20 protein-coding genes are annotated in these 24,506 nt (G+C 62.3%); 7 read left to right on the top strand and 13 right to left on the bottom strand.

The annotated features are described in order from the left end of the window. The first annotated feature begins 99 nt into the window (after positions 1–99). The 3 genes from DFP86_RS10970 (at position 100) to DFP86_RS10960 (ending at position 2,643) form a co-directional block, all read left to right on the top strand. The gene (locus DFP86_RS10970; RefSeq protein WP_133681120.1) at positions 100–1,002 is read left to right on the top strand and encodes a LysR family transcriptional regulator; all 903 of its coding nucleotides are present in this window, start codon (positions 100–102) and stop codon (positions 1,000–1,002) included. A gap of 61 nt (positions 1,003–1,063) precedes the next feature. Further along, positions 1,064–1,636 (top strand): cysteine hydrolase family protein, encoded by a 573-nt coding sequence (locus DFP86_RS10965; protein WP_133681118.1) that lies wholly within the window; start codon positions 1,064–1,066, stop codon positions 1,634–1,636. Further along, on the top strand, positions 1,633–2,643 hold the full coding sequence (locus tag DFP86_RS10960; RefSeq protein WP_208108309.1) for an FUSC family protein: 1,011 nt from the start codon (positions 1,633–1,635) through the stop codon (positions 2,641–2,643). The genes DFP86_RS10965 and DFP86_RS10960 overlap by 4 nt, the downstream gene beginning before the upstream one ends. 32 nt (positions 2,644–2,675) lie before the next feature. Here the strand turns inward: DFP86_RS10960 and DFP86_RS10955 are convergent, their stop codons facing one another. Then, positions 2,676–4,070 (bottom strand): THUMP domain-containing class I SAM-dependent RNA methyltransferase, encoded by a 1,395-nt coding sequence (locus DFP86_RS10955; protein WP_133681116.1) that lies wholly within the window; start codon positions 4,068–4,070, stop codon positions 2,676–2,678. 170 nt (positions 4,071–4,240) lie between these two features. Here DFP86_RS10955 and tssK point away from each other — a divergent pair, with 170 nt between their 5' ends. From tssK to tssM, 3 genes are read left to right on the top strand one after another with little or no spacing between them, the layout of a single operon-like run. Next, complete coding sequence (gene tssK, locus DFP86_RS10950) at positions 4,241–5,575, top strand: type VI secretion system baseplate subunit TssK (RefSeq protein ID WP_133681114.1); 1,335 nt, start codon at positions 4,241–4,243, stop codon at positions 5,573–5,575. 5 nt (positions 5,576–5,580) lie between these two features. Next, positions 5,581–6,816: a type IVB secretion system protein IcmH/DotU gene (gene icmH, locus DFP86_RS10945; RefSeq protein WP_208108308.1), complete on the top strand. Its 1,236-nt coding sequence runs from the start codon at positions 5,581–5,583 to the stop codon at positions 6,814–6,816. Positions 6,817–6,855: 39 nt separating this feature from the next. Further along, positions 6,856–10,137, top strand: a complete 3,282-nt coding sequence (tssM, locus tag DFP86_RS10940) for a type VI secretion system membrane subunit TssM (RefSeq protein ID WP_166642233.1) — start codon at positions 6,856–6,858, stop codon at positions 10,135–10,137. Positions 10,138–10,142: 5 nt separating this feature from the next. Here tssM and tssJ read toward each other — a convergent pair whose 3' ends face one another. From tssJ to tssA, 12 genes are all read right to left on the bottom strand, one after another. Then, positions 10,143–10,667, bottom strand: a complete 525-nt coding sequence (tssJ, locus tag DFP86_RS10935; protein ID WP_166642232.1) for a type VI secretion system lipoprotein TssJ — start codon at positions 10,665–10,667, stop codon at positions 10,143–10,145. Continuing rightward, entirely contained in the window at positions 10,664–10,924 is a 261-nt protein-coding gene (locus DFP86_RS10930; protein ID WP_133681106.1) for a hypothetical protein, read from the bottom strand. The genes tssJ and DFP86_RS10930 overlap by 4 nt, the downstream gene beginning before the upstream one ends. An 11-nt stretch (positions 10,925–10,935) precedes the next feature. Next, a complete protein-coding gene (locus tag DFP86_RS10925; RefSeq protein WP_166642231.1) occupies positions 10,936–12,951 on the bottom strand; it encodes a type VI secretion system Vgr family protein in 2,016 nt (671 codons plus the stop codon). 26 nt (positions 12,952–12,977) lie between these two features. Continuing rightward, on the bottom strand, positions 12,978–13,373 hold the full coding sequence (locus tag DFP86_RS10920) for a DUF4280 domain-containing protein (RefSeq protein ID WP_133681101.1): 396 nt from the start codon (positions 13,371–13,373) through the stop codon (positions 12,978–12,980). A 35-nt stretch (positions 13,374–13,408) separates the two neighbouring features. After that, the gene (tssH, locus tag DFP86_RS10915) at positions 13,409–16,012 is read right to left on the bottom strand and encodes a type VI secretion system ATPase TssH (RefSeq protein WP_133681099.1); all 2,604 of its coding nucleotides are present in this window, start codon (positions 16,010–16,012) and stop codon (positions 13,409–13,411) included. Further along, the gene (gene tssG, locus DFP86_RS10910; RefSeq protein WP_133681097.1) at positions 16,005–16,994 is read right to left on the bottom strand and encodes a type VI secretion system baseplate subunit TssG; all 990 of its coding nucleotides are present in this window, start codon (positions 16,992–16,994) and stop codon (positions 16,005–16,007) included. The genes tssH and tssG overlap by 8 nt, the downstream gene beginning before the upstream one ends. After that, entirely contained in the window at positions 16,979–18,847 is a 1,869-nt protein-coding gene (gene tssF / locus DFP86_RS10905; RefSeq protein WP_133681095.1) for a type VI secretion system baseplate subunit TssF, read from the bottom strand. Before tssF ends, tssG begins: the two co-directional genes overlap by 16 nt. 4 nt (positions 18,848–18,851) lie before the next feature. Continuing rightward, positions 18,852–19,358 (bottom strand): type VI secretion system baseplate subunit TssE, encoded by a 507-nt coding sequence (gene tssE, locus DFP86_RS10900; protein ID WP_133681093.1) that lies wholly within the window; start codon positions 19,356–19,358, stop codon positions 18,852–18,854. A 173-nt stretch (positions 19,359–19,531) separates the two neighbouring features. After that, the gene (locus tag DFP86_RS10895; RefSeq protein ID WP_133681091.1) at positions 19,532–20,020 is read right to left on the bottom strand and encodes a hypothetical protein; all 489 of its coding nucleotides are present in this window, start codon (positions 20,018–20,020) and stop codon (positions 19,532–19,534) included. A gap of 96 nt (positions 20,021–20,116) precedes the next feature. Next, positions 20,117–21,610 carry a type VI secretion system contractile sheath large subunit gene (gene tssC / locus DFP86_RS10890; RefSeq protein ID WP_133681089.1) on the bottom strand — a complete coding sequence of 498 codons (1,494 nt, stop codon included), beginning with the start codon at positions 21,608–21,610 and terminating at the stop codon, positions 20,117–20,119. Further along, entirely contained in the window at positions 21,603–22,139 is a 537-nt protein-coding gene (tssB, locus tag DFP86_RS10885; protein WP_133681087.1) for a type VI secretion system contractile sheath small subunit, read from the bottom strand. Before tssB ends, tssC begins: the two co-directional genes overlap by 8 nt. Positions 22,140–22,161: 22 nt before the next feature. Continuing rightward, the gene (gene tssA, locus DFP86_RS10880; protein ID WP_133681085.1) at positions 22,162–23,241 is read right to left on the bottom strand and encodes a type VI secretion system protein TssA; all 1,080 of its coding nucleotides are present in this window, start codon (positions 23,239–23,241) and stop codon (positions 22,162–22,164) included. A gap of 215 nt (positions 23,242–23,456) precedes the next feature. On the opposite strand from tssA, the gene mutY reads away from it, so the two are divergent. Next, entirely contained in the window at positions 23,457–24,503 is a 1,047-nt protein-coding gene (gene mutY, locus DFP86_RS10875) for an A/G-specific adenine glycosylase (RefSeq protein WP_133681083.1), read from the top strand. The last annotated feature ends 3 nt before the right edge of the window (positions 24,504–24,506 follow it).

Here is a 24,506-nt window from a genome sequence, read left to right as displayed (position 1 = left end):
GGAAGCACTCGGCTGCCGTGCTGTTGGGGCCATTAAATCGCGATTGCATTGTTCAATAAATAGTATTTGAATAAAGAAATTGTTTTCCGAGAGGAAATTATGGATCGTTTTTCCGAGATCAAAGCGTTTGTCACGGTGGCTGAGCAGGGTAGTTTTGTGGCGGCATCCGAGCGCATGGGACTGTCGCGCGCCATGGTGACCAAACTGGTGTCCGCGCTCGAGGCCCGTTTGGGGGTGCGGTTGATGCATCGTACGACGCGACGCCTGTCGCTGACGGCCGAGGGCGAAAGCTACCTGTCTGACGCGGGGCCGCTGTTGGGAGAACTGGATGCGCTGGAAAACCGATTGTCGCAGGGCGCAGCGCGCCCGGCCGGCCGGTTGCGCTTGACGGCGCCGGTGTCGCTTGGCGAGCGCTTCCTGGGCGCGGCACTGACCGAGTTCTGCCGGCAATATCCGGAGATCGACATCGATTTGTCGCTGAACGATCGGCGGGTGGACTTGGTGGAAGAAGGCTATGACCTGGCATTGCGCATCACCCAGTTGGGCGATTCCAGTCTGATCGCGCGTCGACTGCTGCCGGTGCGCGGTGCCGTATGCGCTGCGCCGGCATATTTGCAGGCGCATGGCACTCCCGTGCATCCGGACGAACTGGCGCAGCACAACTGTCTTGTTTATACCCTGACCGATCACACCGGGTTTTGGCCCTTTGTCGATGCCGATGGCAGCGAACAGCGCGTCAAAGTGCAGGGAAGTCTGCGGGCGAACAACGGCGACTTGCTGCTGGATGCTGCGATCAATGGCCTGGGGATTACCCGCCAGCCGCGTTTTCTGTTGGAGCGGGCTCTGGCAAGCGGCGAGTTGGTGGAGATCCTACATGGTTTCGATCTGCCGCAACTCGCGCTTCATGCGGTTTATCCGGTTCGGCGCCATGTACCGGGCAAGGTGCGGGTGCTGGTCGATTTTCTGCTGACGTATTTCCAGGCGCGGCAGGAGAGCTTCTGACGACATATAATAATGTAAACATAGTTATGTTAAAATAATAAAAATAACCCAAGGAGCCACTATGAATACTGCATTTATCGGACTGGACTATATCGTCGACATCATGCATCCGAGCGGCAAGATCGCCGGTTCGGCTGCCCATGCCGCTGCGCGCGACGTGATCGGCAAAGCGAACCAACTGCTGGATAGCGCTCGCGATAAGGGCTGGCTGTCCGTGTTGGTCAAGGTGGGGTTTAGCGCCGGCTATGTCGATCAACCCAAGCATTCGGCCATGTTCGGTCGCGTGCATGAGTTCGGCGCATTGGTGCAGGGCTCTGACGGCATGGCGTTCCATCCGGCGCTACATGCGGAGCAGGCGGATATGGTGATCGTTAAACCGCGCGTCAGTGCTTTCTATTGCACGAATCTGGATGCCGCGCTGCGTGCGCGGCGCATAGAGCGTGTGGTGATCGCCGGCGTGAGCAGTACTTGGGCGGTGCAAGCGGCGGCGCGCGATGCCCACGACCGCGACTATCAGGTGGTGGTGGTGGAAGATGCCTGTGCGGCGGGGAACGAGGAGGAGCATCAAGCCTCGATGGCCATGCTCGCGCGCATCGCCAAGATTATCCGGGCCGATGAGGCCGCGACGCTGTGAATATCGACGATATCGTCGATTTGCGTCAGTTGGGCCGCTGCCTGGTCGTGCTGATGCCGGTGCTGCTGGTGTGGTGGGCGAGCGCGGATCTGCTGTGGCTGCGCGCGGCCATCGTGGCCGTTGCGCTCTACATCGGCGTCGAGCGGGCGCATCTGGCGCCGCTGGGCGTGCTGCTGCAAACGTTGGCGATCATGGCGGCTTTCCTGTTGCTGTTGCGGTCGCTCGTGGTGCCGCCATTGTTCGTGGCCGGCTGTGCACTCATGGCTGCCGGAGCCATCGGTTTGTCGGCTTATGGTCGTAAGCTGCGTTCGCTCGGCAACTTTGTTTTCATTCCCGCGCTGTATCTGGCCTGCGAAGCCGCCGACGGTAGCGCACCGGCGCAATACGCTGCACAGGGGGCGCACTTGCTGCCGTATATCGCGCTGTGCATGCTGCCGGTGTGGCTGCTGTCGCTGGTCGAGCACCATCGCCGCCTCGATGCGATGCCATGGTGGCGCCATCATACGCGGCTGCGCTATCTCGACGATGCCGGCACCACGATGGCGGTGCGCGAAGCCATGCTGGCCGGTGGTTTGGCGGTCGCATGCGCAGCGGCGTTGGTGGCGTGGCGCCATTTTGGGCATGGCCAGTGGGTGATCTGGTCGGCTGCAAGTGTGGTGACCGGCGATGTCCTATCTGCCAAACGTAAGCTGCGCGATCGGGCGTGGGGTGCTGCGGTAGGGGTGCCGATGGGCATTGGCATCGGCAGTCTGCTGCCGCACCACCCGGCGGTGTCTGCGCTGATCGCCCTGGGGGCGGTGACGAGCTTGGTGTCGTTTCGACGTTATCCGATCGGCTTTGCCGTGCGCTGCGCCTGTGCCGCTGTCGCGTTGACGGTGTTGAACGCGCCGGCCGACGTGGCGGCCGAGCGCTTGATCGATGTCGTGCTGGGCGGGGTGATCGGATTGGCCGGGGTGCTGGCGGTCAATCGTGCCTTGCTTGGCGAATGCACGCTTCTACACCCATAGAAGCGTGCATTCGCCGCAGGCAATGCCGGTTCCTAAGCTTTACGCGCGCTGCCGGCGATGAGCGGCAGCGTGAATAGTCGGCACTCGAGCGCACCGTTATAAAGCGGTATGCGGCGCTTAATGGTCAGTCGAATCAGCTTGGCCAGGCGCAGGTCGCCGGTGAACAGCTGAGCGGTCCAACCGGCGAAGTGCTGTTTCAGCCAGTCGCCCAGACGCGGATACAGGGCGGCGAGCGTATCCAACTCTTCCAGGCGCACGCCGTAAGGCGGGTTGGTGACGATCAGTCCCGCGGGCGCGTGCGGCCGCGTATCGAACACGTCCATGACCTCGACCTCGATGAGCCCGGCAAGCCCGGCCCGTTCCAAATTGGCGTGCGCCATGGCCGTCATGCGACGATCATGATCGCTGCCGCGTATCGGCAGCGGTGTCGGCGCCCGTTCCGCCGCGCGTGCGGCCGTCTGCAGCTGTTGCCAGAGTACGGAGTCGAAGGTTTTCCATTTTTCGAACGCAAAAGTACGTGTGCGTCCGGGCGCGCGGTTGAGTGCGATATCGGCGGCTTCGACCAAAAAGGTGCCGCTACCGCACATGGGGTCGAGCAGCGGCTGCGAGCCGTCGTAGCCGGCTAAGAGCAGAATGCCCGCCGCCAGGTTCTCGCGCAGCGGCGCATCGCCGCTTTCCATACGCCAGCCGCGTTTGAACAAGGCGTCCCCGCTGCTGTCGAGGTAGATCGACGCCTGGTCGGCGGTCAAGAAAACCTGGATGCGCACGTCGGGAGTGCGCGTGTCGACGCTGGGTCGGCCGAGTTCGGCCTGGCGGAAGCGGTCGCACACGGCATCCTTGACCGTCAGCGAGACGTAATCCAGGCTTTTTACCCGGCTGCCCGCGGCTTCGGTTTTGACCTTGATGCGCTGGGAAACGTCGAAATGCCGTGGCCAGTCGACCTGCATGGCGAGCGCGTTGATGTCGCGTTCCGTCCGATACTCTCCGTGCGCCAGGCGCATGAGCACGCGGCTGGCGACCCGGCTTTCCAGGTTGGCGCGCATCAAGATGGCCATGGATCCGGTAAAGCCGACCCCGCCATCCACCGCTTGCGGGTCCGATGCGCCGAGCCGCATCAGTTCCTGGACGAGCGCCGCCTCCAGCCCGCGTGGGCAGGAGGCGAATAGTGCGAGCTGCGCACCCTCCGCGCGCGCGTTTTGAGCGCTACGCCGCTCGAACGCGGGGCGTTCGGCCGGCGGCAGGCCGACGCTGGGGGCGCCGCGGCGCATGCTGGTCGGCGCGGCTGCGGCTGGTTTGGGCGTTTGTCGACTGTCTGCTTGAGCTTGAGTGTTTTCCGGGCGCACGCTCTCGTCGCTTTGGTCGGCTTGGGGGGCACGCCTGCCAACGTGGCGTTGGCTAGTGCGTTGACGCGAGCGAAATGTCGCCATGAAACAGTCTCCGAATCCAGTTAAATCCTCAATTGTATCTGAATTTTATACCTATCGTTTCTATTCGATGGCCCGCTGCCGGCGGCGATTAAGACTCTACCTATAAAAATACTAATGTAGAAGGAAATAGACTGATCGCCTCAGCAATTTGCTTAGGATTCGATGCCGGTATGCTCTGGGCGAATAAAGTCGTATGGTCGGAAGGCATGCTGCTGCAGCAACAGCATTTGCAGCAGCATGATCGCTATTTGCACCGCCTGCTCGAGATGTGGGGGGGCGTTCAGCGTTGCGATACCTGGGGGGTGGCGCGGCTCGCCATCGATGAGAGCCAGCTGCGGCAAGGCCGAATCGCGCTACTCGAATGCGAGGCGGTGCTGCCGGACGGCACGCCGCTTAGTCTGCCGCAACAGGACGATCTGCCGTTGCCGCTCGCCATCGATGCCGATATGCGCGATTGCGAAATCGTGCTGGCACTGCCGTTGGCACGCCCAGGCACCGTGGAGAGCGGGGAGCATCAATATGCCCGTTACCGCGTCGAGGAGTGCGAGGTCGCCGATAGCCATGTCGGCGGCGCCGAGCCCGCCACGCTGCAAGTCGGCAAGTTGCGCTTGCGTTTGGCGGCCAAGGCCGATGTTGCCGATGCGTATAGCTACATCGGGGTGGCGCGCGTCTTGGAACGGCGCGCCGATAACAGGGTGGTGCTGGACGAAGAGTATGTGCCGCCGTGTATCGATTACCGCGCGGCGCCGCTACTCGCCCGTTTCGTGGCCGAACTGGTCGGCCGCCTGCATCAGCGCGGCGATGCGCTGGCGGCGCGCTTGACGCAAACTCAAGCAGGCAATGCTGCCAAGATCGCCGATTTTTTACTGCTACAGCTTGTTAACCGCTGTGAACCTTTGTTCGCACATTTGCAGCAGGCGGCGGGCATTCATCCTGAACGCCTTTTTGCCGAGCTGGTGCAGCTGGCGGGCGAGCTTGCCAGTTTCCAACGCGGGAAGCGCCCGTCTGCGTTCCCGCCTTATCGCCACCACGCACTGGATCAAAGCTTCGGCCCGCTGATTGTCGAGCTGCGTCAGCAGTTGAGCCTGGTGACCGATCCGAGTGCCGTGGCCATCCCGCTGCAAGTGCGCGCCAATGGCCTTTATGTCGCGGTGGTGCCCGGTGAGCTGTACGAGCAAGCCGACTTCGTGCTGGCGGCCAAAGCGGCGCTGCCGGATGACGTGTTGACCGGCCACCTGCCGACTCAACTCAAGATGGGGCCGGTGGAGAAGATCAGCGATCTGGTCAATCTGCAATTGCCCGCTATCGGCGTGCGTGCGCTCGCGAGCGTGCCGTATCAGATTCCGTTGCATGCCGGCTACCGCTATTTTGCGTTGGAGCGCTCGCATGCGCTTTGGGCACAACTGCCGTCGGCTGCCGCGCTCGCGTTGCACGTCGCCGGCGATTTCCCCGGCCTGGAGCTGGAGTTGTGGGCGATCCGGCATAAGTCGGAGCACCCGTTATGATGCCCATGGCGTTGCAAGATGCCGGCGAAACTTTCGACGTCGTGGCTCGCGCCGATGGTCCGGTGGCGCCCCAGGCCGCGCTTGCGAGCACCAACCCGTTGCTGCGAGCCGCACTGCCGCTGCTCGAGTGCATACCGTTGCTGAAAACGGCTCGGCCAATGGACGATCTGCTGCCGCTGCGCGATCGCTTGATGGCCATGGTGAAGGCCTTTTCCGATCAGGCCAGCCGCGAGGGCGTGTCGGAAGAGGCGGTGGCGATGGCGCGTTACTGCCTGTGCACGCTACTGGATGAGACCATCGCCAGTACCGCTTGGGGGGGCGATGTATGGGGGCGGCGCAGCCTGCTTGTGACGTTTTATCACGAGGTCTCCGGCGGGGAACGCTTCTTCCGCATTCTTCAATGGCTGGCACAGGCGCCGGAAGCGCACCTGGATGAGTTGGAGTTCATGCATGCCTTGCTGGCGCTCGGCATGGAGGGTCGCTACCGTTTGATCGAAGGTGGGCAGGGGGCGCTCGCCCGTTTGCGCGAGCGCTTGTATCTGCTGCTCAGAGCCACGCGCGGCAGTGCCGATCCGTCGCTCTCTCCGAGCTGGCAAGGCGTGGCAGAGCCTCATGCACGGCGTGCAAGGCGCTATCGCTCGGCGGTTTGGTGCACGCCTGCCGTGGTGGCGGCGTTGTTGGCGATGTTTATCGGTCTCGACTATCGCTTGGGGTTGACGGCTCGGCAGACATCGGACGCTTTTGAGCATATTCCGTCCTGGCCCGTGATGGCGCCGCGTCCGGCCGTCGCGTCGGATGGACGCTCATCGAGGCTGGTCGAGCGCTTGGCCGCGGAGATCCAGCGCGGTTTTTTGAGTGTGGATACGCAGGCTGACCGCACTTTGCTGACTTTGCATGTCGACGGTCTGTTCGCTTCGGGCAGTGCGCAGCCCTCCGCAGATTATCTCCCTCTGGTGCGGCACATCGGGCAGGCGCTGGCCAACGTGCCAGGCAGGATCGTGGTGACCGGCCACTCGGATAATCAGCCGACGATCTCGGGCGCGCCGGATAACTGGCGTTTGTCCAATATGCGCGCCGATGCCGTCGTGGCATTGTTGGCGGCCGGTTCCGGCCAGCCTGAACGTTACGCGGCCCAGGGGCGCGGCGCGATGCAGCCTTTGGCGGACAATCACACCCCGGCCGGACGAGCGAAGAACCGCCGTGTGGAAATCGCCATCTTGGCGCCGGCGGGCAGCCTATGACGTCCGGCGTTTGGTGTGCCATGGCGGATGGGAGGGCCTATGTTTGAGTCTTTGATTTTTAACCGCGCCCGCTCTTTGCTCTGGTCGGCATTGCCCGTGCTGGCGCTGGCCACGGCGATCTGGTTCTGGGGCGAACGTATCGCGATAGATGGGCGGCCACTGCTGGCCACGCCGCAACAGCGCGTCTGGGTGATCGTGCTGGTCCTGGTTGCCTGGTTGTTGTTTTGGGGCGGTCGATGGCTGATCGGTCGCATCAATATCCGTGTCGAGCGCCGCGACACTCCGAATCAGGATGCGTCGACACCCGAGGGGCTCGAGGCACAGCAGCTCGAAGCGCTCAAACTCGGCTACCAGCCGATCCGCCGTTTACTCAAACGCGGATCGGTGCGCGCGTTGCCGCGTTATTTGCTGCTGGGGGCCGCGGCAAGCGGCAAAACCGCATTGCTGCAACAGTCCGGTTTGCGCATCGAGCACAGCCACGGCGATGCGAACTGCAGCTGGCTGCTGGGCGAGCAAGCCGTCCTGATCGAGGCATCGTGCGCACTCGTCCCCGCTGCGTGGCAACTGTTGATGCGGCAGTTGGCGCGTGCTCGTCGCAGCCGTCCGCTCAATGGCGTACTCGTTGCGCTCGACCTGCCGAGGCTGACGACCTTATCCGCGGATGCGCTGGCCGCCGAGGCGAATGGGCTGCACGAGCGGCTGGATCGCCTGCAGCGACGATTCGGATATGGCGTGCCGGTGTATGTGTTAATCACCCAGTGCGACCATTTGGCCGGGTTTAACGCGTTTTTCGCCGGCATGACCGAAGAACAGCGCCGCCAGGTGTGGGGCATGACCTTGCCTTTGCCGTCCTCCGATCGTACCCGAACGGTACTGGACGGGTTTTCGGCCGAGTTTAGCGTTTTGGTGACGCAACTCTATCGCCAGGTCGCCGATCGGCTCTATGCGCTGCCCTCCGTCGACGAACGTGCGCAGGCTATGAACTTTCCGCTGCAATTCGCTGCGTTGCAGCCGCGGTTGGAAAGCTTCTTGCGCCAGTTGTTCTGCTACTCCCGTTATCGGCCGGATCGGGTGTTGCGCGGGGTCTACTTCACCAGTGCGGAACAACATGGCACGGCTACGCGCCAATGGTGCGGCGAACTCGCCCCCACACTGGCCCCTGTCGAGTTACGGATTCCCGAGGCGCGGCGCGCTTACTTCATTGCCAGTCTATTGCGACAAGTGGTCTTTGCCGAGGCGCATTTGGCGCCCAGGTCGCGTTTGACGCCAGCGCAACGCCGTCTGCTCGGTTTTGCCGTGGTTGGTATTCCTGTTCTGATCGGTTTGTGGTGCGCGACGGGTGTCATGAGCCGTTATCAACAGCAGCGGGCGGCGCTGACGCAGAGCATTCGCGCGGTCGATCAATTGGCCGAGCTGGCGGCGAGAGGTATCCAGGCCGACGATCCCGCCGGCATGCTGCCGTTGCTCGATGCCGCGCGGGCGATATCATTGCACGCCGAAGCGCCCCCCTGGCCGCTGGCGTTGACCTGGCGCGCGCAAGCGGTGCGCTTGAACGCACAGGCCGGCGATCAATATCGACAGATGCTGCACCGTACCTTACTGCCCTATATGCTACGTCGGCTGGGCGGCGCGATGGACGATGACCGCCAGGACTTTGGCGAGCGTTTCCGGGCATTGAGCGTGTACCTGATGTTGGGCGACCATCGGCGACTCGCGCCAGACGCCGTGTTGGCCTGGCTCGACAAAGATCTGATCCGTTCGCACGCGAGCGATGCGGCGCGCTCCTCGCTACTGGCGCATAGTCGCAGCTGGCTGATTCACGAACAGCGCATGGGCAATGCCGAGCTCGACCAGGCTTTGATCCAACGCACGCGTGACGCGTTATTAGCGATGCCGCTGGCTACGCGCTTGTTTCAGCGTTTACAGTCCGATTTGGCTCGCGACATGTCGGGACAGTTGTCGTTAAGCGAACTCGCTGGCCCGGGAACGGCCCTGGTGCTGACGCGCGCCAGCGGTCTGCCGTTGAGCGAAGGTGTGCCGAATGCCTATACGCTGGCGGGCTATCAGCGTTATCTGGCGCTACGCGATGCGCTATTGGCGCGTGGTGACAAGTTGCACTGGGTCTTGGCGGATCGACTGCGCCCTGAAGACATTGTGGCCAATAAAGAGGCGCTAGACGCACTGTATTTCTCCCAATACATCAAGCGTTGGGACGCGCTGTTGGCCGATGTGTCGCTTAAGTCCGCCCGCGACCTGAACGATGGCGGCGCCAGTCTGAAATTACTCTCCGGCGCCAACTCGCCATTGAGTCTATTGTTGTTGTCGGCAGCCAAGCAGACGACCCTCGGCGTAGGCAATCCGGTCGATGCGCATTTTGCCGAATTGCACGAGTTGACCCGTGCTGCACCTGATGGCAAAACCTCCCCGCTCAATATCTTGCAAGGGCAACTGGCCGAAGCGGCGGTATACCTCGACGCCGTCAAGAGCGCGCGCGCTTACGGCCTGCCGCCGCCGAAGCAAGACGCAATGCGGCAACTGCAACGGTCGGCCGATGCTCAGTCCGGCGCGTTGGGCCGAATGCTGCAGGGATTGGTGACGAGCAAGGTCTCGTTGAACTTGGCCCAGGTACGGCGGCAATTGAATCAGCAGTGGCAAAATCAGGTCGCCGGCTTTTGCCGCTTGGCGCTTACGGGGCGCTATCCGTTCGATTCGCAAAGCGCGGTCGATGTCAGCCGCGAGGATTTCAGCAAGTTGTTCCGTCCCAATGGCTTGATCGATACGTTTTTCCAAAAGAATCTTGCCGAGCAGGTCGATACGAGCCGCACGCCCTGGCGTGTATATGACCCGACATCGCTGCAGCTTACGGCGCCAGCCTTGATCATGTTTCAACGCGCCGCCGAAATCCGCGATGCGTTTTTTCCGGATGGCGGGTCGACGCCGTCGGCCGGTTTCGATTTACAGGTCACGTCTTTGGATGCCGGTGTCGCGCGCGTAGCCTTGAACCTCAATGGCCAAGCGTTTTCCTATGCGCATGGCCCGTCGCTGACGGGTTCCTTCCGGTGGCCCGGCCAGACGAGCGGCGTGCGCGTCGATTTCATACCGGCCGACGGCGGTAATGTCGTGGAGATGGCGTTTCCAGGCTTGTGGGGTTTATGGCGCCTGTTTGATCAGGCCAAGGTACGCACCATGCGCGTCGATCAATATCAGATCGAGCTGGGTGCGCAAAATCGACATGCGAAGTTATTGTTGAATGCGCAGAGTGTCGACAACCCGTTTAACCGCGGTCTGGTGCGGGGGTTCGCCTGTAGCACGTCTTTATAAGCCTCTTAGTCGAAGGGCAGGGGCGGCGCGCTAGGTTTGAATGTCTGCCAAATCGGGGCGACCAGCCGGGAGAGCGCACCCACCTCCACTTGGGCGTGCTCGCCGGTCATGGCGATATGCTGTGCATCCAGCTTGATGGATACCGCGCCGCCAGGCTCGGTGTCGACGAGCGCGCGCCAACGGCTATGCTCGATATCGTGGAAAGCGACCAGCACCGCCAAGTGATGCGTCCCCGGGGTCAGCGGATGGTTGAAAACGAGTCGCTCGCCCGGCGTGACGGTCAGCTGGGTGTGGGCTTGCACGCTATTGTCCAGTGTGTTGTCCGGATGGGTGTATAGCTCGAAAAAGGAGACCGCCTCGAAATGGCTCTTCGACTTGAGCTCGTAGAGCCAAATCTCGACCGGCGACGGCCTGCCGTCGCTATCCGGATTGAGCGCGTCGCCCGCCTGGATGGCGATGCGCACGACGCTCGGCTCGGGCGGTGGCGTCGCGCAGCCCGCCAACGCGAACAGCAGGCAAAAAGATCTCAAACAGGCTCGCATGGCACCTCCGCCAGCGCGATGCGATCGATGGCGTCCGGTAGGCGCGCGAAACGGTCGAGTGTGGTGTGGGGCCATGGCGCGAGCGGGTCATCGGTCAATAAGGGTGCCTGGGTGTTTCGCGGCACTTCGCATGGCCCCGCGAGCGGCTCGGGCAGGGTTTTCGGTCCGAGGCTGGGCGCGGGCAGGGGGATGTCCGGCTGTGCCGTCAGCTCGAACGATAACGGGGTGTGGTCGAACCAGCGCATGGGTTTGCTCCTTATTCCGGGGTCTTGCCTTCGTCTTGTGTGCTATTCAACGGCGCCTTGGGCGAGGCTGGCGTGCTTTCCTGACCGGCGCGGGCAGAACCGCCGCTGTTGATGCGTACCAACGGGCCGGACACGCACACGCCGCTCGCATCGAGTGTGATGAAGCTGCCGCCCGCCTTCAGGCTAATCAGCGGCGCTTGGATCACCAGCGAGGCGGTACCGGTCAGATACAGTTGGGTGCCCTGCGCCACCAGCTTGCTGCCGGCCTTGAGTTCGACCGCTTGGGCGCCCTGCAGCGCGACCTTGCCGGCGATTTTTTGCTGTAGCGTGCCGTCGATGCTTATATGTTGGTCTTTGCGAACCCGTAACCGCTGCTCTCCGGCGATTTCGTGGTGCTGGTCGCGGCCGACCCAGGTCAACATGTCGTGCTTGACGTAGTTCTTCCAGTCTTTTTCCGCGTGCAGATAAACCTGCTCCTTGCCTTGGGCGTCATTGAAGCGCAGTTCGTTGAAGCCGGTGCTGCCCTCTCCGGTCGAGCGGCTCATCAGGGTGGATACCGCGCTGTGCTTGGGAAGTTCGTAGGGGACGTTGTTTGCGCCGTTGTAGACGCGACCGACGATGAGGGGGCGGTCGATGTCGCCATCGATGAAATCGACGATGACTTCGTGGCCGACGCGCGGCAAGAACATCGCACCCCAGCCTTTCCCCGCCCAGTGCTGCGATACGCGCACCCAGCAACGGTGCGTGCGTTCGGCGCCGTCCTGGGGCGGGGCGAACTGTTCCCAATTGAATTGCACTTGGACGCGACCGAAGCGGTCGACGTGGATTTCGCCGTTGTCGAGCTTTTCCGATACCACCACGGCGGTTTGCGGGCCGACCGCCATCGGCCGCGGGGTGGCAAGCGGCATGCGAAATGCCCGGTCGCTTGGCATGGCTTGGAAGTGGCACCATGGGGCTTCTATTTTCTCGGACGTCGAGGCGTAGACATCGTTCTCCAAGTGATATTGCGCCCGGGTGGCCAGATATTCCCGGTTATAGCCGGCGATGGGGTGATCGATCAGTTGCACGCAACCGCCCGGCACGATACCGAGCGCGTGGCAACGCGCCGATACCGACTGCTGTTGCGCTTGCCAGGCTTCCAAGCGCGTGCGGGCGTAGTGCCTGCCAACGCCGGTGTCTTGATAGCCATCGTGGTCGTGCTGTTGTTTAAATCCCGGCAAGCCGTCATCGGTCGCGCTGGCGCGCGTCACCAGCCCGCGATGCAAGCTGTCGACGGGTTTTTCGAAATCGTAGCCATTTAGCTCGCAGATATTGGGTGCCAAGCCTTGGCTGGTGGTCCAGGGAAAGACCGTGTGCATCGTTGCGCCGGGCGTGTCCACGAGCCAGGCCTGCGATTGATAGCGTAGCTTTGCTTGCGGCACTTGCTCAGAGAGCGGGCGATGCGCGCCGGGATGATCGGCCAGCACGACATAATCCTGGCCATTCTTGTGCTCGAAGAAATAATGAATACCCTCGCGTTCCAATAGGCGGCTCAAGAAATTGAAATCCGTCTCGTTGTATTGCGCGCAATGTTCCAGCCGCGGATAGTCTTGCTCGTTTTGAATCCGTTTTTCCCACAGTACCTGCCGCTCGTCCAACAACGACGTGGCGATTTCCAGCACGCTTTTTCGATGGAAAAAGCGACAGTGACTGGATAACGTCAACAGCCATAGCTGTGGCCGCAGCTCGGCCTGATAGCGGTGCAAGTACAGGCCTTCATCCGTCAGGCCGTCGTCGAGCCGGCAAAATTGGCTGATGATGCCGTTGATCTGGCGCTTGGCGCCATAAGTGAGCGAACAGCGTATTTGCGCCGGGCGACCCAACACCTGCTTGGCATCGACCTGCGTATCGCTGCTCAAGAGCGAAAGCGTATAGAGAAAAGGCTCTCCGATAGCTTCTTCGCCATCCAGCTTGCGCATCAACAGCCAATCCTCGCGGCCGTTGATCGCCAGGATCATATTGCGCTTGTCTTGAGAAGGTTTCGTCATGTCGGCATTCGCTTTTTCATAGGCACTCAGGGAACCATGGTGCGCGTTACCCGCGGGAACACGATGCTGATGACGCCGGCCCACTGGCACAGGCATCTGCAACGCATGTCGAGTGCGGGCGCTTTATCCACAAGCACGGTCGGCACGCCGGGTAGCCATGGCGCCGGCGTGACCGGCACGCACGGCACCGGCGTCGGCACGCCCATGGCCGCGGCCGTGGCGGCGATCACCGCGGGGTTGGCCGGCGCCATGCACATGCCGAAGGAGGTGATGTTGACCTCCGGCACATGGTCCCTGATATTGGCGGCGGGTTGGTTTTCGACCAACACGCGATGCAGCGGTAATACCTTGAGCGGCGTCGGAAGCGGCGGCATGCTGAAGCTGCAGGTCAGCAGCGCCCCATTGGCGACCATGAGAGACATGGGGGTTCCCTTAATTTAATGTGGGAGCAGGGAGGTCATTCAAAGCGATAGCCGAAGCCATGCTCCTCGACCGCCACGTGTACCGAGCGAATACCCCGCCCATCGCGTTTGCCGCGCAAAACCGCCAGCCCGATCTCCGGCATGATCTCCTGCATCAGCACCGATTGGATTTGGCGTGCCCCGCTGTCGCTCTGATTGCAGCGCGCCAGCACCGTGTCTACCACGGCATCGCTGAAGCTGAGCTCGATCGCTTGTTGCCGCAGACGATCTGCGATCTTTGCCAGTTGCAGACGCGCGATGTCCGACAAGGTGTCGTGCGCGAGCGGCGCGTAGGCAATGGCTGTCATGCGGCCGATGAGCGCCGCGGGGAATACGCGCGCCAAGGGCGCTGCGAGCGCCGAACGCATCGCTGCGGGGTCGGGCGCTACGGCGGCGATGGCCTCCGCGCCGACGTTGCTGGTGAGCAAGATCAAGGTGTTTTTGAAATCGATGACACGGCCTTCGCCATCCTCCATCCAGCCTTGATCGAAGACTTGGTAGAAGATTTCGTGCACGTCGGGGTGGGCTTTTTCAACTTCGTCGAGCAGTAGCACGCTGTAGGGGCGGCGCCGCACCGCTTCGGTCAGTACGCCGCCCTGGCCGTAACCGACATAGCCTGGCGGGGCGCCTTTGAGTGTCGAGACCGTGTGCGCTTCCTGGTATTCGCTCAGGTTGACGGTGATCAGGTTGCGCTCGCCGCCATAGAGGATGTCGGCAAGGGCCTTGGCCGTTTCGGTTTTGCCGACGCCGGATGGTCCCGCCAGCAAAAAGACGCCGACGGGGCGGTTGGGCAGGTCGATACCGGCGCGCGCGGTCTGAATGCGGCGCGCGATCGCCGCGAGCGCGTGATCCTGGCCGACAATACGCGCGCTAAGCGCCGTGTCGAGGCTGAGCAGCAGGTCGATTTCACGCTTGACCATGCGCCCGACCGGGATGCCAGTCCAGTCTTGCACCACGCGCGCCACGGTCGCGGCATCGACCTGGTCTAGCACCAGCGGCGCTTCGCCTTGCAGGGCGGACAAGGTCTGGCGCTGACGCACGATGGTTTCGCGCGCGCCATCCGCCGATTCGGCATTGTCGAGCGCGGCGCACTGCCGGCGAATGTCCTCGACCAGTGCGCGTTCTTCTTGCCAACGCGCATCCAGCGTCCGGCACGCGGTGCGAGCGTCGTCGATGCGTTGTGTCAGCCTCTGCGCGTGTTCGGCGCTGGCCGTCTCGGCCTCGCGCGCGAGTGCCGTCTGTTCGGCTTCGAGTGCCTCGATCAAGCTGCGCTGATCTTCCAACGCGGAGGGCGTGGCGTGCTGGCTGACCGCCACGCGTGCGCAGACGGTGTCGAGCAGGCTGATCGCTTTATCCGGTAGTTGGCGATCCGGAATATAGCGCTGGCTTAACTGCACCGCGGCGGCGAGTGCTTCTTCCAGGATCCGCACGCCGTGATGGCGTTCGAGATGCGGCGCCAAGCCGCGCAGCATGCGGATCGCTTGCTGTTCGGCCGGTTCGGCCACCGCCACGGGTTGAAAACGTCGTGTCAGTGCCGGATCTTTCTCGATGTACTTTTTGTATTCGGCCCAGGTGGTGGCGGCGATGGTGCGCAGCTTGCCGCGCGCGAGCGCGGGTTTGAGCAGATTGGCGGCGTCCCCGGTGCCGGCGTTGCCGCCGGCGCCCATCAGCGTGTGAGCTTCGTCGATGAATAGGATGATGGGCTCATGGGCGTTATGCACCTCGTCGATTACCTGACGCAAGCGCTGCTCGAATTCCCCCTTCATGCTGGCACCTGCCGTCAACAGCCCGATATCCAGCACGCGCACGCGGACGCGGGCGAGCGCAGGCGGCACGTCGCCCTGGGCGATGCGCAGTGCGAAGCCCTCGACCACCGCGGTTTTGCCGACGCCGGCCTCGCCGGTCAGGATGGGGTTGTTCTGCCTTCTGCGCATCAGGATGTCGATCACTTGGCGGATTTCGGCATCGCGGCCCGTGACCGGGTCGAGCTTGCCCTGGCGGGCCTCCTCGGTCAGGTCGACGGTGTAGCGGGCGAGCGCCTGATGCGCTTGCGGCGCCATGCCGAGCGCATTGCTGGCCTCGCCCGGCTGTGCCTCGCTACCGGGCAGCGGCTCGCCCGAGTCCTCAGGCGAACCCTTGCCGATGTCGGCCAGGACTTCGGCCAGCGTATCCGGCGCGATGCGTTCGAATTGGCGCGATAGCGTGGCCAAGCGGCGTCGAAGCTCGGGGGTTTTGAGCAAGCCGACGAGCAGATATCCGCTGCGCACTTGGGGGGAGCCGAACAGCAGCGAGGTATAGAGCCAGGCGCGCTCCATGGCCAAGTCGAGCTCGGACGCCAGTTCGACGCTGCCGCCGTTACCGCGCGGCAACTTCTCCAGCGCCTGGGTCAAATCCGCGGCGAGCAGCGCCGGGTCGAGTGCGAAGTGGCGCACGATGCGCAGTAGATCGGAATCCGTCTCTTGCAGAATTTGGTGCAGCCAGTGCGTGATTTCCACGCGCGGATTGCCGCGCAGTTTGCAAAATACCGTGGCGCTTTCCAGCGTACGAAAGCCCAATGGCGTGAGTTTGCCAAACAGAGAAGCACGAGTGATTTCAGCCATGAGGAGCCTCCTGGTGCTGATAATGGGATGGATTGAAGCGCAGGTGCGGAGAGCGCGGTCGACCGAGCCAGGCGGCGCGCGCCAGACGGGTTTGGCCCAGCCGCGCCGCTTGCCAAGCCTCCGGTGAGAGTTGGAGCTCAAGCTGCCAGTCATGACCTGTGCTGTAGCGCCTCACCCAGTACTGGAGCGCGTCGAAGCTCGCGCCCCCCGGTGCGAGGCGCATGCAATCGGTACTTGTCAGCGGCCCGAATATCACGCGGAAACGGTGTTGAACGCTCCACACCCGGGTACCGAGTGCGAGCCCGAAACCGAGTGGCGTGCGCGAACTGCCCAAGCGCGTGCACTCATGCGACGCGAGCGACAGATATTCGCCAGCGAACGGTTCGATGCGCACCGGCAGTTGAAAATAGCTGTGCAACAGACGCGCCAGGCCGCTGGCCGGACGGCGTCGGTCGGCCAACAGCGCGGCGAAGTGGAGTTGCGCCGCCCAGGGAACGGGCCCCGCGACCAGCGCCGGCCGCACAAGACCGGCGACGCTGGCCAGATGGTCGGCGAAGGCGTCGTCGTCCGGGCGCTCGGCGGCCACCGCCGGTTGCGCCGCGGCCCAGGCGCGGTAGTGCAAGGTATGCAGCCGGTGGTGGAACAGATCGAGAAAGGCGCGCCAGCCGGTATCCCCTGCTTGCGTCACGCGATTGCTCACGTATTCGCTGATGGCGAGCGGCAACGGTCCCTGCGGCCCGGCGAGCCCCAAAAGATTGATCGCGAGTCGCGCCGGGCGGCCGTTTTTGCCTGGCGTCATGCGTGCCAGGGGCGACGCGGTGAAAGCCATGTCCGGGTCTTGGCCCAAACGGATGGCCTCGTCGCGCAGCCGCCGCGCCGTCCCCAGCCGAGGCAGGCCAGCCGCCCGGCATTCGATGGCGCGCAGCAAGGCCCGGAGCTGGTAGTGCGGCGCACGGCGTGCCAGATCTAGATCGTCCAGCATGATCCCGCCTCCGCGCGCCAGCGCATGAACTCGCCGCGCGAGGGCGCGCGCGCCACCGTCTCGACGAAGCTGTTGATGCTGGCGCCGTGACTGAAAAAGTGCCGCAGCACACTGGCAAGCAGAAACGCGCCGCCATCGGCGAACGCCATGTCGTCGAACGTCAATGTGAGTTCCACGCCGCGGCCGAAAGCGATGGGGCCGGCTTGGCTCAGGCGCCGGGTGACGGTACGTGCCGAGATGGCCCGAATGCCTTCGATCCGCTGTCGTCCGGCAAGGTCGTGACGCGGACAATACAAGGCGAGCAGATTTTGCAGTGAAGTCAGTCCGTTGGCCGGCTCGCTCATCGCCAACGACAGATGGTTGATGGTCAGATGGTTCAAAGCGCGCCAGGCGATATGACTGTCGGCCAACATCGGCCGCGGCGGGCAGGGCCCGGAGAGGCACCGGATGGCCTTCAGCGGCAGCGCATCTTCTGCGACGAAATCGCTGGCGCCGGAGAGCGGCATCGCCAGGGGGAGATCACGGTTGCTGCATAGCAGCTCCAGCCCGAGGTGCTGCAGATCCGAACGGTACGGCGCCTGCTCGCCGTCGACTAGCGCGATATAGGTTTCGCTGCCCGGGTAGCGCGTGCGCGTGCCTTCGCGTAGTTGCCGCGTCGAAGGTTGGCATGTTTCGCGCCGCAACTGATAGTAGGCGCGCGTGGGCACGGCGGCGGGTAGATCGCAGGCGTGATAGAACGGTTGAAAGCGCTGAAGTTTGACGTTGTCCCTGTTGTAGCCCTGTACGCCGGTGACTTGGCAGACTTCGTAATCCAACGGTCGGGTCGGGTCGGGCACAATGCGATGCTCGAAACGCGTGTCGGTCAGTTCGATGCGCGCCGCGCGCAACGGGAACAGATTGATGGCCGGCGTGGCGAACAGTGCGAAATGGTTGCGATCGATCATCTGCTCGAACGACGGTTCATGGCGCTCGAAGAACCACAGTAATTCGAATTGGTCGCGCCGGCAGGCGCTCAGTGCCGCGGCGAGCCCGGTTTGCTCGACGAACAGGTAGCGCTGGGGAAAGGCAAAGTATTCCTGCAGTAGGCGGAAGCCCGGCAATGCCCGCGTTGGCACCGGCAGCAACGCTTCGCGTTCGTCGTAGCCTAGCGCGGCGAGCGGCGGCAATACGGCGTGTTCGTCGGCGCGCGTGCCCCAACGTAGACTCGCGCCGCATTGCGCGCCCAAGAGATGTTCGTAGAGCTGGAACGGCATGCTGTCGGCGCCTTGTAAATACAGCGGCAGCTTGTCGAGCGCGAGTGCACTGGCCGCGAGCCCGCCTTGAACCTGAAAGCGCAGGCGCAGAAATGCGCGCGCCGGACGCTCGGCGCGCGGCGCTGGCATGTCGCTTGCCAAGGTGCTGTAGCGCAGGTATTGCGCTTCGACCAGTGCGAGTGGCCATAGGGTGACCTCGTGTGCGTTGCGATAGGTGCAGCGTGTGTCGCCGTGCGGGCCAAGGCCGCTATGGAACACGCTGTCGCGCGGCACGGTGACGCCGGCGGCAAGACGCGGATGCGTCAGATCGGGCTGCAACTGCAACACAGCCATCGACGGTGTCGGCGCCAGATAGTGCGGATAGAGCATGTCCAGCATTTGCTGGCTGAATTGCGGAAATTGACCGTCGTGCTGCAGTTGAATGCGCGCGGTAAGAAAAGCGAAGCCTTCGAGCAGGCGCTCGACATACGGGTCGGCGCACTCGAACTGTTCCAGTCCCAGCCGCGCGGCGATTTTTGGGTGATCCGCGGCGAACTCGCCGCCCATCTCGCGCAAATGCTGTAGCTCGCGGTTGTAATAGTCGAGTAACCGAGGGTGCATGCGCTCACTCCTTCGTGGTTTCGCGCAGGTAGAAGATGCTGTCTTCCAGGTCGAGGTCGGCGCGATAGAAGAGCTGTTCCGGATAGGGTTGCGCCCACAACACGCCTTCAATGTGAAACGACAGCGTCGGGTGCGGGCTTGGTCTGGCATCCTTTAATGGCGTTACCCGCAAGGTGTCGGCCAGAATGCGCGGCTCGAAGCGGAGGATATTCAGGGCGATGTCTTCGGCCAGCGCTGCCGGCGGCAGGCCCATGATCGCCTGACCGGTCAGACTCGGCAGGCCATAGTTGAGTACCGAATCGGCCGCGAAAGGATAACGCGCGGCATCGATAAACCCTCGGGGACGCACGCTATTGAGCAGCCAGCCCAAATCGCGCAAGACGCTTTGGCGCAATTGCGCACGCGAGACCACGCGGGCACTACGCGCTTCGCGCTGGATGTGCGGCGCAAGATCGGTCAAGCGGTCGAGCAGCGCCGGCTGCAGGCGATCCTGAGGGGTGAGTTCGGGCATTGGAAGGCCTCCTTACACGAACGGGCCAATGCAATCTGTTTATCGGGAAGGTCGGAAAAGTTGCGCGCGAGTGCGCGCAACTTTCTTACCCAAAACAGGCGCCGCAAATATCGGTTTTATTTGCGTTTGCTTACGTAATTTAATATGCGCTCTGTTTTTGAGGCGTTGCCTTTTTAGGAAATAAAGCTAGAGGTATTGGTTTTCGTGTCATACCATACTTCATTGCTGGGGATGACGGTGCCATCCGAGTTGTAGCCTTGTTTCTTCGATTTGTATTTGGTGAAATTCACCTGGAATTCATATGGATTACCTGTCGGAGAAAAAGTCACGTTGTTCAGCGTGTAAGTATGGGTGAGCGCTTGCGCCCCATTTACAATTTCGAAATGCTTAATCGTTGCTTCATCAATGATTTTTCTCATTGCCCCAGCGGATTTAAGCGTTTCGGATTCGACATTGGCGGCGTCTTTGCCCGCGACGGTAGATAGAACGACGCTAAACGGGAATGCCTTGTAATGGCCAGAGGCTTCGCGCGCGCTATTCATCACGGTGCCAATGGCGTCCGCGTCATGCCAGTCCAGCAAAAATTCATTGCTGTGATTGTCATGGCCACATTGGCCGTTGAGGCCATTGCACTTCAAATAAATCAGAACACCGTCACTCATGTGTTGCTCCTTGGCTTAGTGAGTAATAAAGAAGCTTCCGCTTCGAAAGTGTGGTCATGAAAACCACATTAATTTCAAGATTTATAATTGATGTTTTTATTTTTTTGCCGATGGCAGTTTGGCAACCAAACGCAGCGATACCGTTAATCCTTCGAGTTGAAAGTGCGGTTGAAGGAAAAACTTTGCGTCGTAATAGCCTGGATTGAATTCATTTTCTTCCACGATAATTTCCGCGGCGGCAAGCGGCGCTCGCGCCTTCATGGTGTCCGATGAGATTTCCGGAGTGGAATCCACATAATTCATCAGCCAGTTATGCAACCAGAGCTTCATGGCATCCCGCGTTTTGAACGCGCCGATTTTGTCGCGCACGATGCACTTCAAATAATGGGCGAAGCGATTGCAGGCCATCATGTAGGGCAACCGTGCCGCCAAGTTGGCGTTGGCGGTGGCATCGGCGTCGTCGTATTCCACCGGCTTGTGTAGCGATTGGGCACCGATGAAGGCGGCAAAGTCGGTATTTTTCTGGTGCACCAGCGGTAGGAAGCCGTTTTTCGACAGCTCTGCCTCGCGCCTATCGCTGATGGCCACCTCGGTCGGGCATTGGTTGTCGAAGCCGCCGTCGTCGGACGGAAAGCTGTGGGTCGGCAGTCCTTCGAGCGCGCCGCCGGACTCGATGCCGCGGATACGCGAGCACCAGCCGTAGAGCGAGAACGATCGGTTCATATTGAGGGCCATGGCATAGGCGGCGTTGCTCCAGCAATAGTTGGCGCTGTTGCCCTGGGTGTCTTCCTCGAAGGCGAAGCCGTCCACCGGATTGGTGTTGGCGCCATAAGGGGCGCGCGCCAGAAAACGCGGCATGGCCAGCGCCAGGTAGCGTGCATCTTCCGATTCGCGCAGCTTGCGCCAGGCGCCGTGTTCCGGCGTTTGGAACAGTTTGGAGAGATCGCGCGGGTTGGCCAGCTCGCGCCAAGAATCCATCAGCATCACCGACGGCGCCGCGGCGGCGATGAACGGCGTGTGCGCGGCGGCGCCGATTTGCGCCAATTGCGTCAAAAGCTCGACGTCCGGGCCGCTATGGTCGAAGTAATAGTCGCCGACCAACAGGCCGAACGGTTCGCCGCCGAACTGACCATATTCTTGTTCGTAAATCTTTTTGAAGAGCGGGCTTTGATCCCATGCGGTGCCCTTGTATTTCTTCAGCGATTTGCGCAATTCGTCCTTTTTAATGTTGAGCACGCGGACCTTTTGCATTTCGTCGGTTTCGGCTTGGCTGACCAGGAAGTGCAGACCGCGCCAGGCGCTTTCCACTTGCTGGAACGCGTCGTCGTGCAGGATCTCGTTGATCTGCTCGGTCAATTTGCCGTCGATGGCGGCGATCATCGCCTCGATGGTGGAAAGCACGTCGTCGGAGACCAGCACCGCCTGCGCCAACGCCTGCTCGGCCAGCGCCTGAACCGCACTGTCTACCGCTTGTTGTGCGAGATCGTTGGCGGGTTTGATCTGCTGCTGCAATAAGCGCTGAAAATCGTCGCCGGTCAGGCTGGCTTCGACGACGGCGCTATCGGCCGTCTGCAAGGCTTGTTCACTCATGGTCGTTCTCCTGTGCCGAGGCAGCGGGTTCTTCGGCGGTCGCCGGCAGTTGGCTTAGGCTTTTCAACAGCGTCGGATCGTTCAGCAACTGGGCGATCAACTCCTCGGCGCCGGTCTTGCCGTCGATGTAGCTCAACAGGTTGTTCAATTGCTGGCGCGCTTCCAGCAGCTTGCGTAGCGGCTCCACTTGGCGCGCGATGGCATCGGGTGCGAAGTCGTCCATCGACCCGAAGGTCAGCTCGACACCGAGGCGGCCGTCGCCGGATAGCGTGTTTTTCACTCGGGTAGCGACGCGGGGTTTGATGGCCTTCATGCGGTCGTCGAAGTTGTCGACGTCGAATTCGAGAAATTCGCGTTCGGCCACCGGCGGAGGCTCGTCGGTCGGTTGACCGGACAGATCGGCCATGACCCCGGTGACGAACGGTAGTTGGACTTTCTTGTCGGCGCCGTACACTTCGACGTCGTACTCGATCTGTACGCGTGGCGGGCGATTGCGCCCGATGAATTTTTGGCTGCTTTGCTTGGCCATGGAGCCTTCTCCTTGGTTGAGGTTACTGATATCCGTTGCCGTCGGCCGCCGATATGTCCGGCCGGATGCCGCTCAGGTACTGGATCTCCGCTACGCCACTGGGCGAGAGCTCATTCATGATGTCCATGAAATTCAGGTCGACGAGCTTGCGTGCCCGCGTCAATAAAATCGGGATAGGACTCGATGGCTCGGCGCGCGCGTAGTACTGGCACAGTTGTTCGAGTAGCCGGGCCACGTCTCCGCTGTTGTGGATTTCGCCGTCGATGCCGCCACCGCCTCGATCGGGCGCGGAGGGTGCCGGATCGCACCATGCGCTGGCGTCGCTGGGGGCTTCGCTGCTTCGGCCTTGCTCCGGGTGGTGCGGCAGTTGTTGTTCAAGGAAGCGCAGGCCGAGCTGCATGAGCCTGGTCAGTGGTGCCAGATCCACGCCGAGCTCGGTGCCGACTTCCGCGCCAACGCGCTGTTCGATGCTCGCGGCGGCCTCGAGACAGCGGCCGAGGCGGTCGGCGGTGTATTCGAGTGCGGCGAGTTTGTTGTCCCGGCACGCGGCGGCGATACCATCGAGCGCCGGGCCGTCGTAGTGCTGTGCCTGCATGGGGTCGCTGGCGAGCTCCAGCATGCGCAGCGTGATCGGATCGAGACCAGGCGCCTCGATGAACGGCAGCGTCCGCAGGCGGCCGAGGATGCCGTAGGGCTCGGTGTCGCATAGCGCCAAGAGGATATTGTTGCGCTCGGTCGGGTCGTGATCGTCGTCCGGGTCGAGGCGTGGATAGAGCCGCGCCCAATTCTGCGCGAGGAGCCCCAGGATGAGCCGCATCCCGTCGGCCAATCCGTCCAAGCCGTGCCGCGCCAGCAGAGCGCGTGTCAACAGCAGTGCCAGGCGCAGATCGTGGCTCTGTGTCATCAGCGCTTCTGCTTGCGCGATGATGTTCTGCCAATCCGGCTCGGCGGCATCTTGGCGCATCGCGCCGTATTGCACTTCGGGCGTGCCGGCAGCCAACTGCATCAGTTCGATGAACCCGGAGCTGTATTCCAGATCGTCGCCGCAAGGGGCCGTATCGCTGCAGGGGGCGAGTAGCCGGTCGATGTCGATGAGCGCCATAGTGGTTTGCCGTTGTTGAAATTAATTGCCATATCCCATGCAACGTGCGAGGTTGCTTGGCTGACGGGAAGTCAATTTATGCGTCTGGCGGCCGTGTGGTAATGGGGAATTTCCTAAAGCGCAGTCGTGTGCCCGGTCATTCATTTTTTGGAGCCAATAGGGCTTTGCGTTAAAATGCGATGCTCGATAAGCGATTTTGAATAGGCAGAAGAGGGATGAGAGAAACGGCGTTTGCCGAGCGACTGATTGCCTGGCAGCGGATTCACGGGCGCCACGACTTGCCTTGGCAAGTGCGCGACCCCTACCGGGTCTGGTTGTCCGAAATCATGCTGCAACAAACGCAAGTCGCATCGGTACTGGCGTATTACGCTCGCTTCCTGCAGTCGTTCCCCACGGTCGCCGCCTTGGCCGCGGCCAGCCAAGACGAGGTGTTGGCGCTGTGGAGCGGCTTAGGCTATTACAGTCGCGCGCGTAATTTGCATCGCGCGGCACGGATGGTGGTGGACGATTTCAATGGCGTTTTCCCGACCACGCGCAGCGAGATCGAGCGCTTGCCGGGTGTCGGCCGCTCGACCGCCGCGGCGATTGCCGCGTTTGCCTTCGGACAGCGCGAGGCGATTCTGGACGGTAACGTCAAACGCGTGTTGACGCGGGTATTCGGCATCGAGGGCCACCCAGGCGATAAACCGGTCGAGAACCGCCTGTGGACGCTGGCCGAGAGCCTCCTGCCGCCGGCCGATATGACGGCTTATACCCAGGGGCTGATGGATCTCGGCGCGACGGTGTGCTTGCGTGCCAAACCGAAATGCGCCGACTGCCCGATGACCGTAGAGTGCGTTGCACGCCTCGAGGAGCGTCAGGCCGAACTGCCGACACGTAAGCCGAAGAAGGCGCAACCGGTGCGCCACGTGATGATGCTATTGGCGGTGTGGCGGGGCCAAGTGTTGCTGCAACGCCGGCCGAACCACGGTATCTGGGGCGGGTTGCTGTCGTTGCCCGAGTGTGCCGATAGCCAGGAGGCCGAAGCGTGGCTCATGCGCCACGGGGAGGGTGACCTGCTGCCGTCCTGGCCGGAGCTCACGCATGTTTTTACCCATTTTCGCCTGGTGATCACGCCGCAACCGATTTTGTTGTCGCGTCTTTCGCCGGCGGTTTCCCAGCAAGCCGATGCCAACTGGCTGCCGATCGACCAGGCCATCGCGGCGGGCGTGCCGACGCCGGTCGGCAAACTGCTCGGGCAGTGGTTGGCCGGGGTGAACTGAAAG

This window comes from Paludibacterium purpuratum, from assembly GCF_004363805.1.
GTDB lineage: Bacteria > Pseudomonadota > Gammaproteobacteria > Burkholderiales > Chromobacteriaceae > Paludibacterium > Paludibacterium purpuratum.
This window is presented reverse-complemented; position numbering and strand designations above follow the sequence as displayed.

What these genes read in the sequence shown, in the direction of transcription:
- tssA (WP_133681085.1), bottom strand. Translation starts at nt 23,241, where the DNA reads ATGGCGCTCATCGACATCGACCGGCTACTCGCCCCCTGCAGCGATACG.
- DFP86_RS10930 (WP_133681106.1), bottom strand. Translation starts at nt 10,924, where the DNA reads ATGCGCTGGTTCGACCACACCCCGTTATCGTTCGAGCTGACGGCACAG.
- tssK (WP_133681114.1), top strand. Translation starts at nt 4,241, where the DNA reads ATGCTCTGGGCGAATAAAGTCGTATGGTCGGAAGGCATGCTGCTGCAG.
- DFP86_RS10925 (WP_166642231.1), bottom strand. Translation starts at nt 12,951, where the DNA reads ATGACGAAACCTTCTCAAGACAAGCGCAATATGATCCTGGCGATCAAC.
- DFP86_RS10965 (WP_133681118.1), top strand. Translation starts at nt 1,064, where the DNA reads ATGAATACTGCATTTATCGGACTGGACTATATCGTCGACATCATGCAT.
- DFP86_RS10970 (WP_133681120.1), top strand. Translation starts at nt 100, where the DNA reads ATGGATCGTTTTTCCGAGATCAAAGCGTTTGTCACGGTGGCTGAGCAG.
- tssF (WP_133681095.1), bottom strand. Translation starts at nt 18,847, where the DNA reads ATGCACCCTCGGTTACTCGACTATTACAACCGCGAGCTACAGCATTTG.
- tssB (WP_133681087.1), bottom strand. Translation starts at nt 22,139, where the DNA reads ATGGCCAAGCAAAGCAGCCAAAAATTCATCGGGCGCAATCGCCCGCCA.
- DFP86_RS10955 (WP_133681116.1), bottom strand. Translation starts at nt 4,070, where the DNA reads ATGGCGACATTTCGCTCGCGTCAACGCACTAGCCAACGCCACGTTGGC.
- mutY (WP_133681083.1), top strand. Translation starts at nt 23,457, where the DNA reads ATGAGAGAAACGGCGTTTGCCGAGCGACTGATTGCCTGGCAGCGGATT.
- tssE (WP_133681093.1), bottom strand. Translation starts at nt 19,358, where the DNA reads ATGCCCGAACTCACCCCTCAGGATCGCCTGCAGCCGGCGCTGCTCGAC.
- icmH (WP_208108308.1), top strand. Translation starts at nt 5,581, where the DNA reads ATGGCGTTGCAAGATGCCGGCGAAACTTTCGACGTCGTGGCTCGCGCC.
- tssM (WP_166642233.1), top strand. Translation starts at nt 6,856, where the DNA reads ATGTTTGAGTCTTTGATTTTTAACCGCGCCCGCTCTTTGCTCTGGTCG.
- tssG (WP_133681097.1), bottom strand. Translation starts at nt 16,994, where the DNA reads ATGCTGGACGATCTAGATCTGGCACGCCGTGCGCCGCACTACCAGCTC.
- DFP86_RS10895 (WP_133681091.1), bottom strand. Translation starts at nt 20,020, where the DNA reads ATGAGTGACGGTGTTCTGATTTATTTGAAGTGCAATGGCCTCAACGGC.
- tssH (WP_133681099.1), bottom strand. Translation starts at nt 16,012, where the DNA reads ATGGCTGAAATCACTCGTGCTTCTCTGTTTGGCAAACTCACGCCATTG.
- DFP86_RS10920 (WP_133681101.1), bottom strand. Translation starts at nt 13,373, where the DNA reads ATGTCTCTCATGGTCGCCAATGGGGCGCTGCTGACCTGCAGCTTCAGC.
- tssC (WP_133681089.1), bottom strand. Translation starts at nt 21,610, where the DNA reads ATGAGTGAACAAGCCTTGCAGACGGCCGATAGCGCCGTCGTCGAAGCC.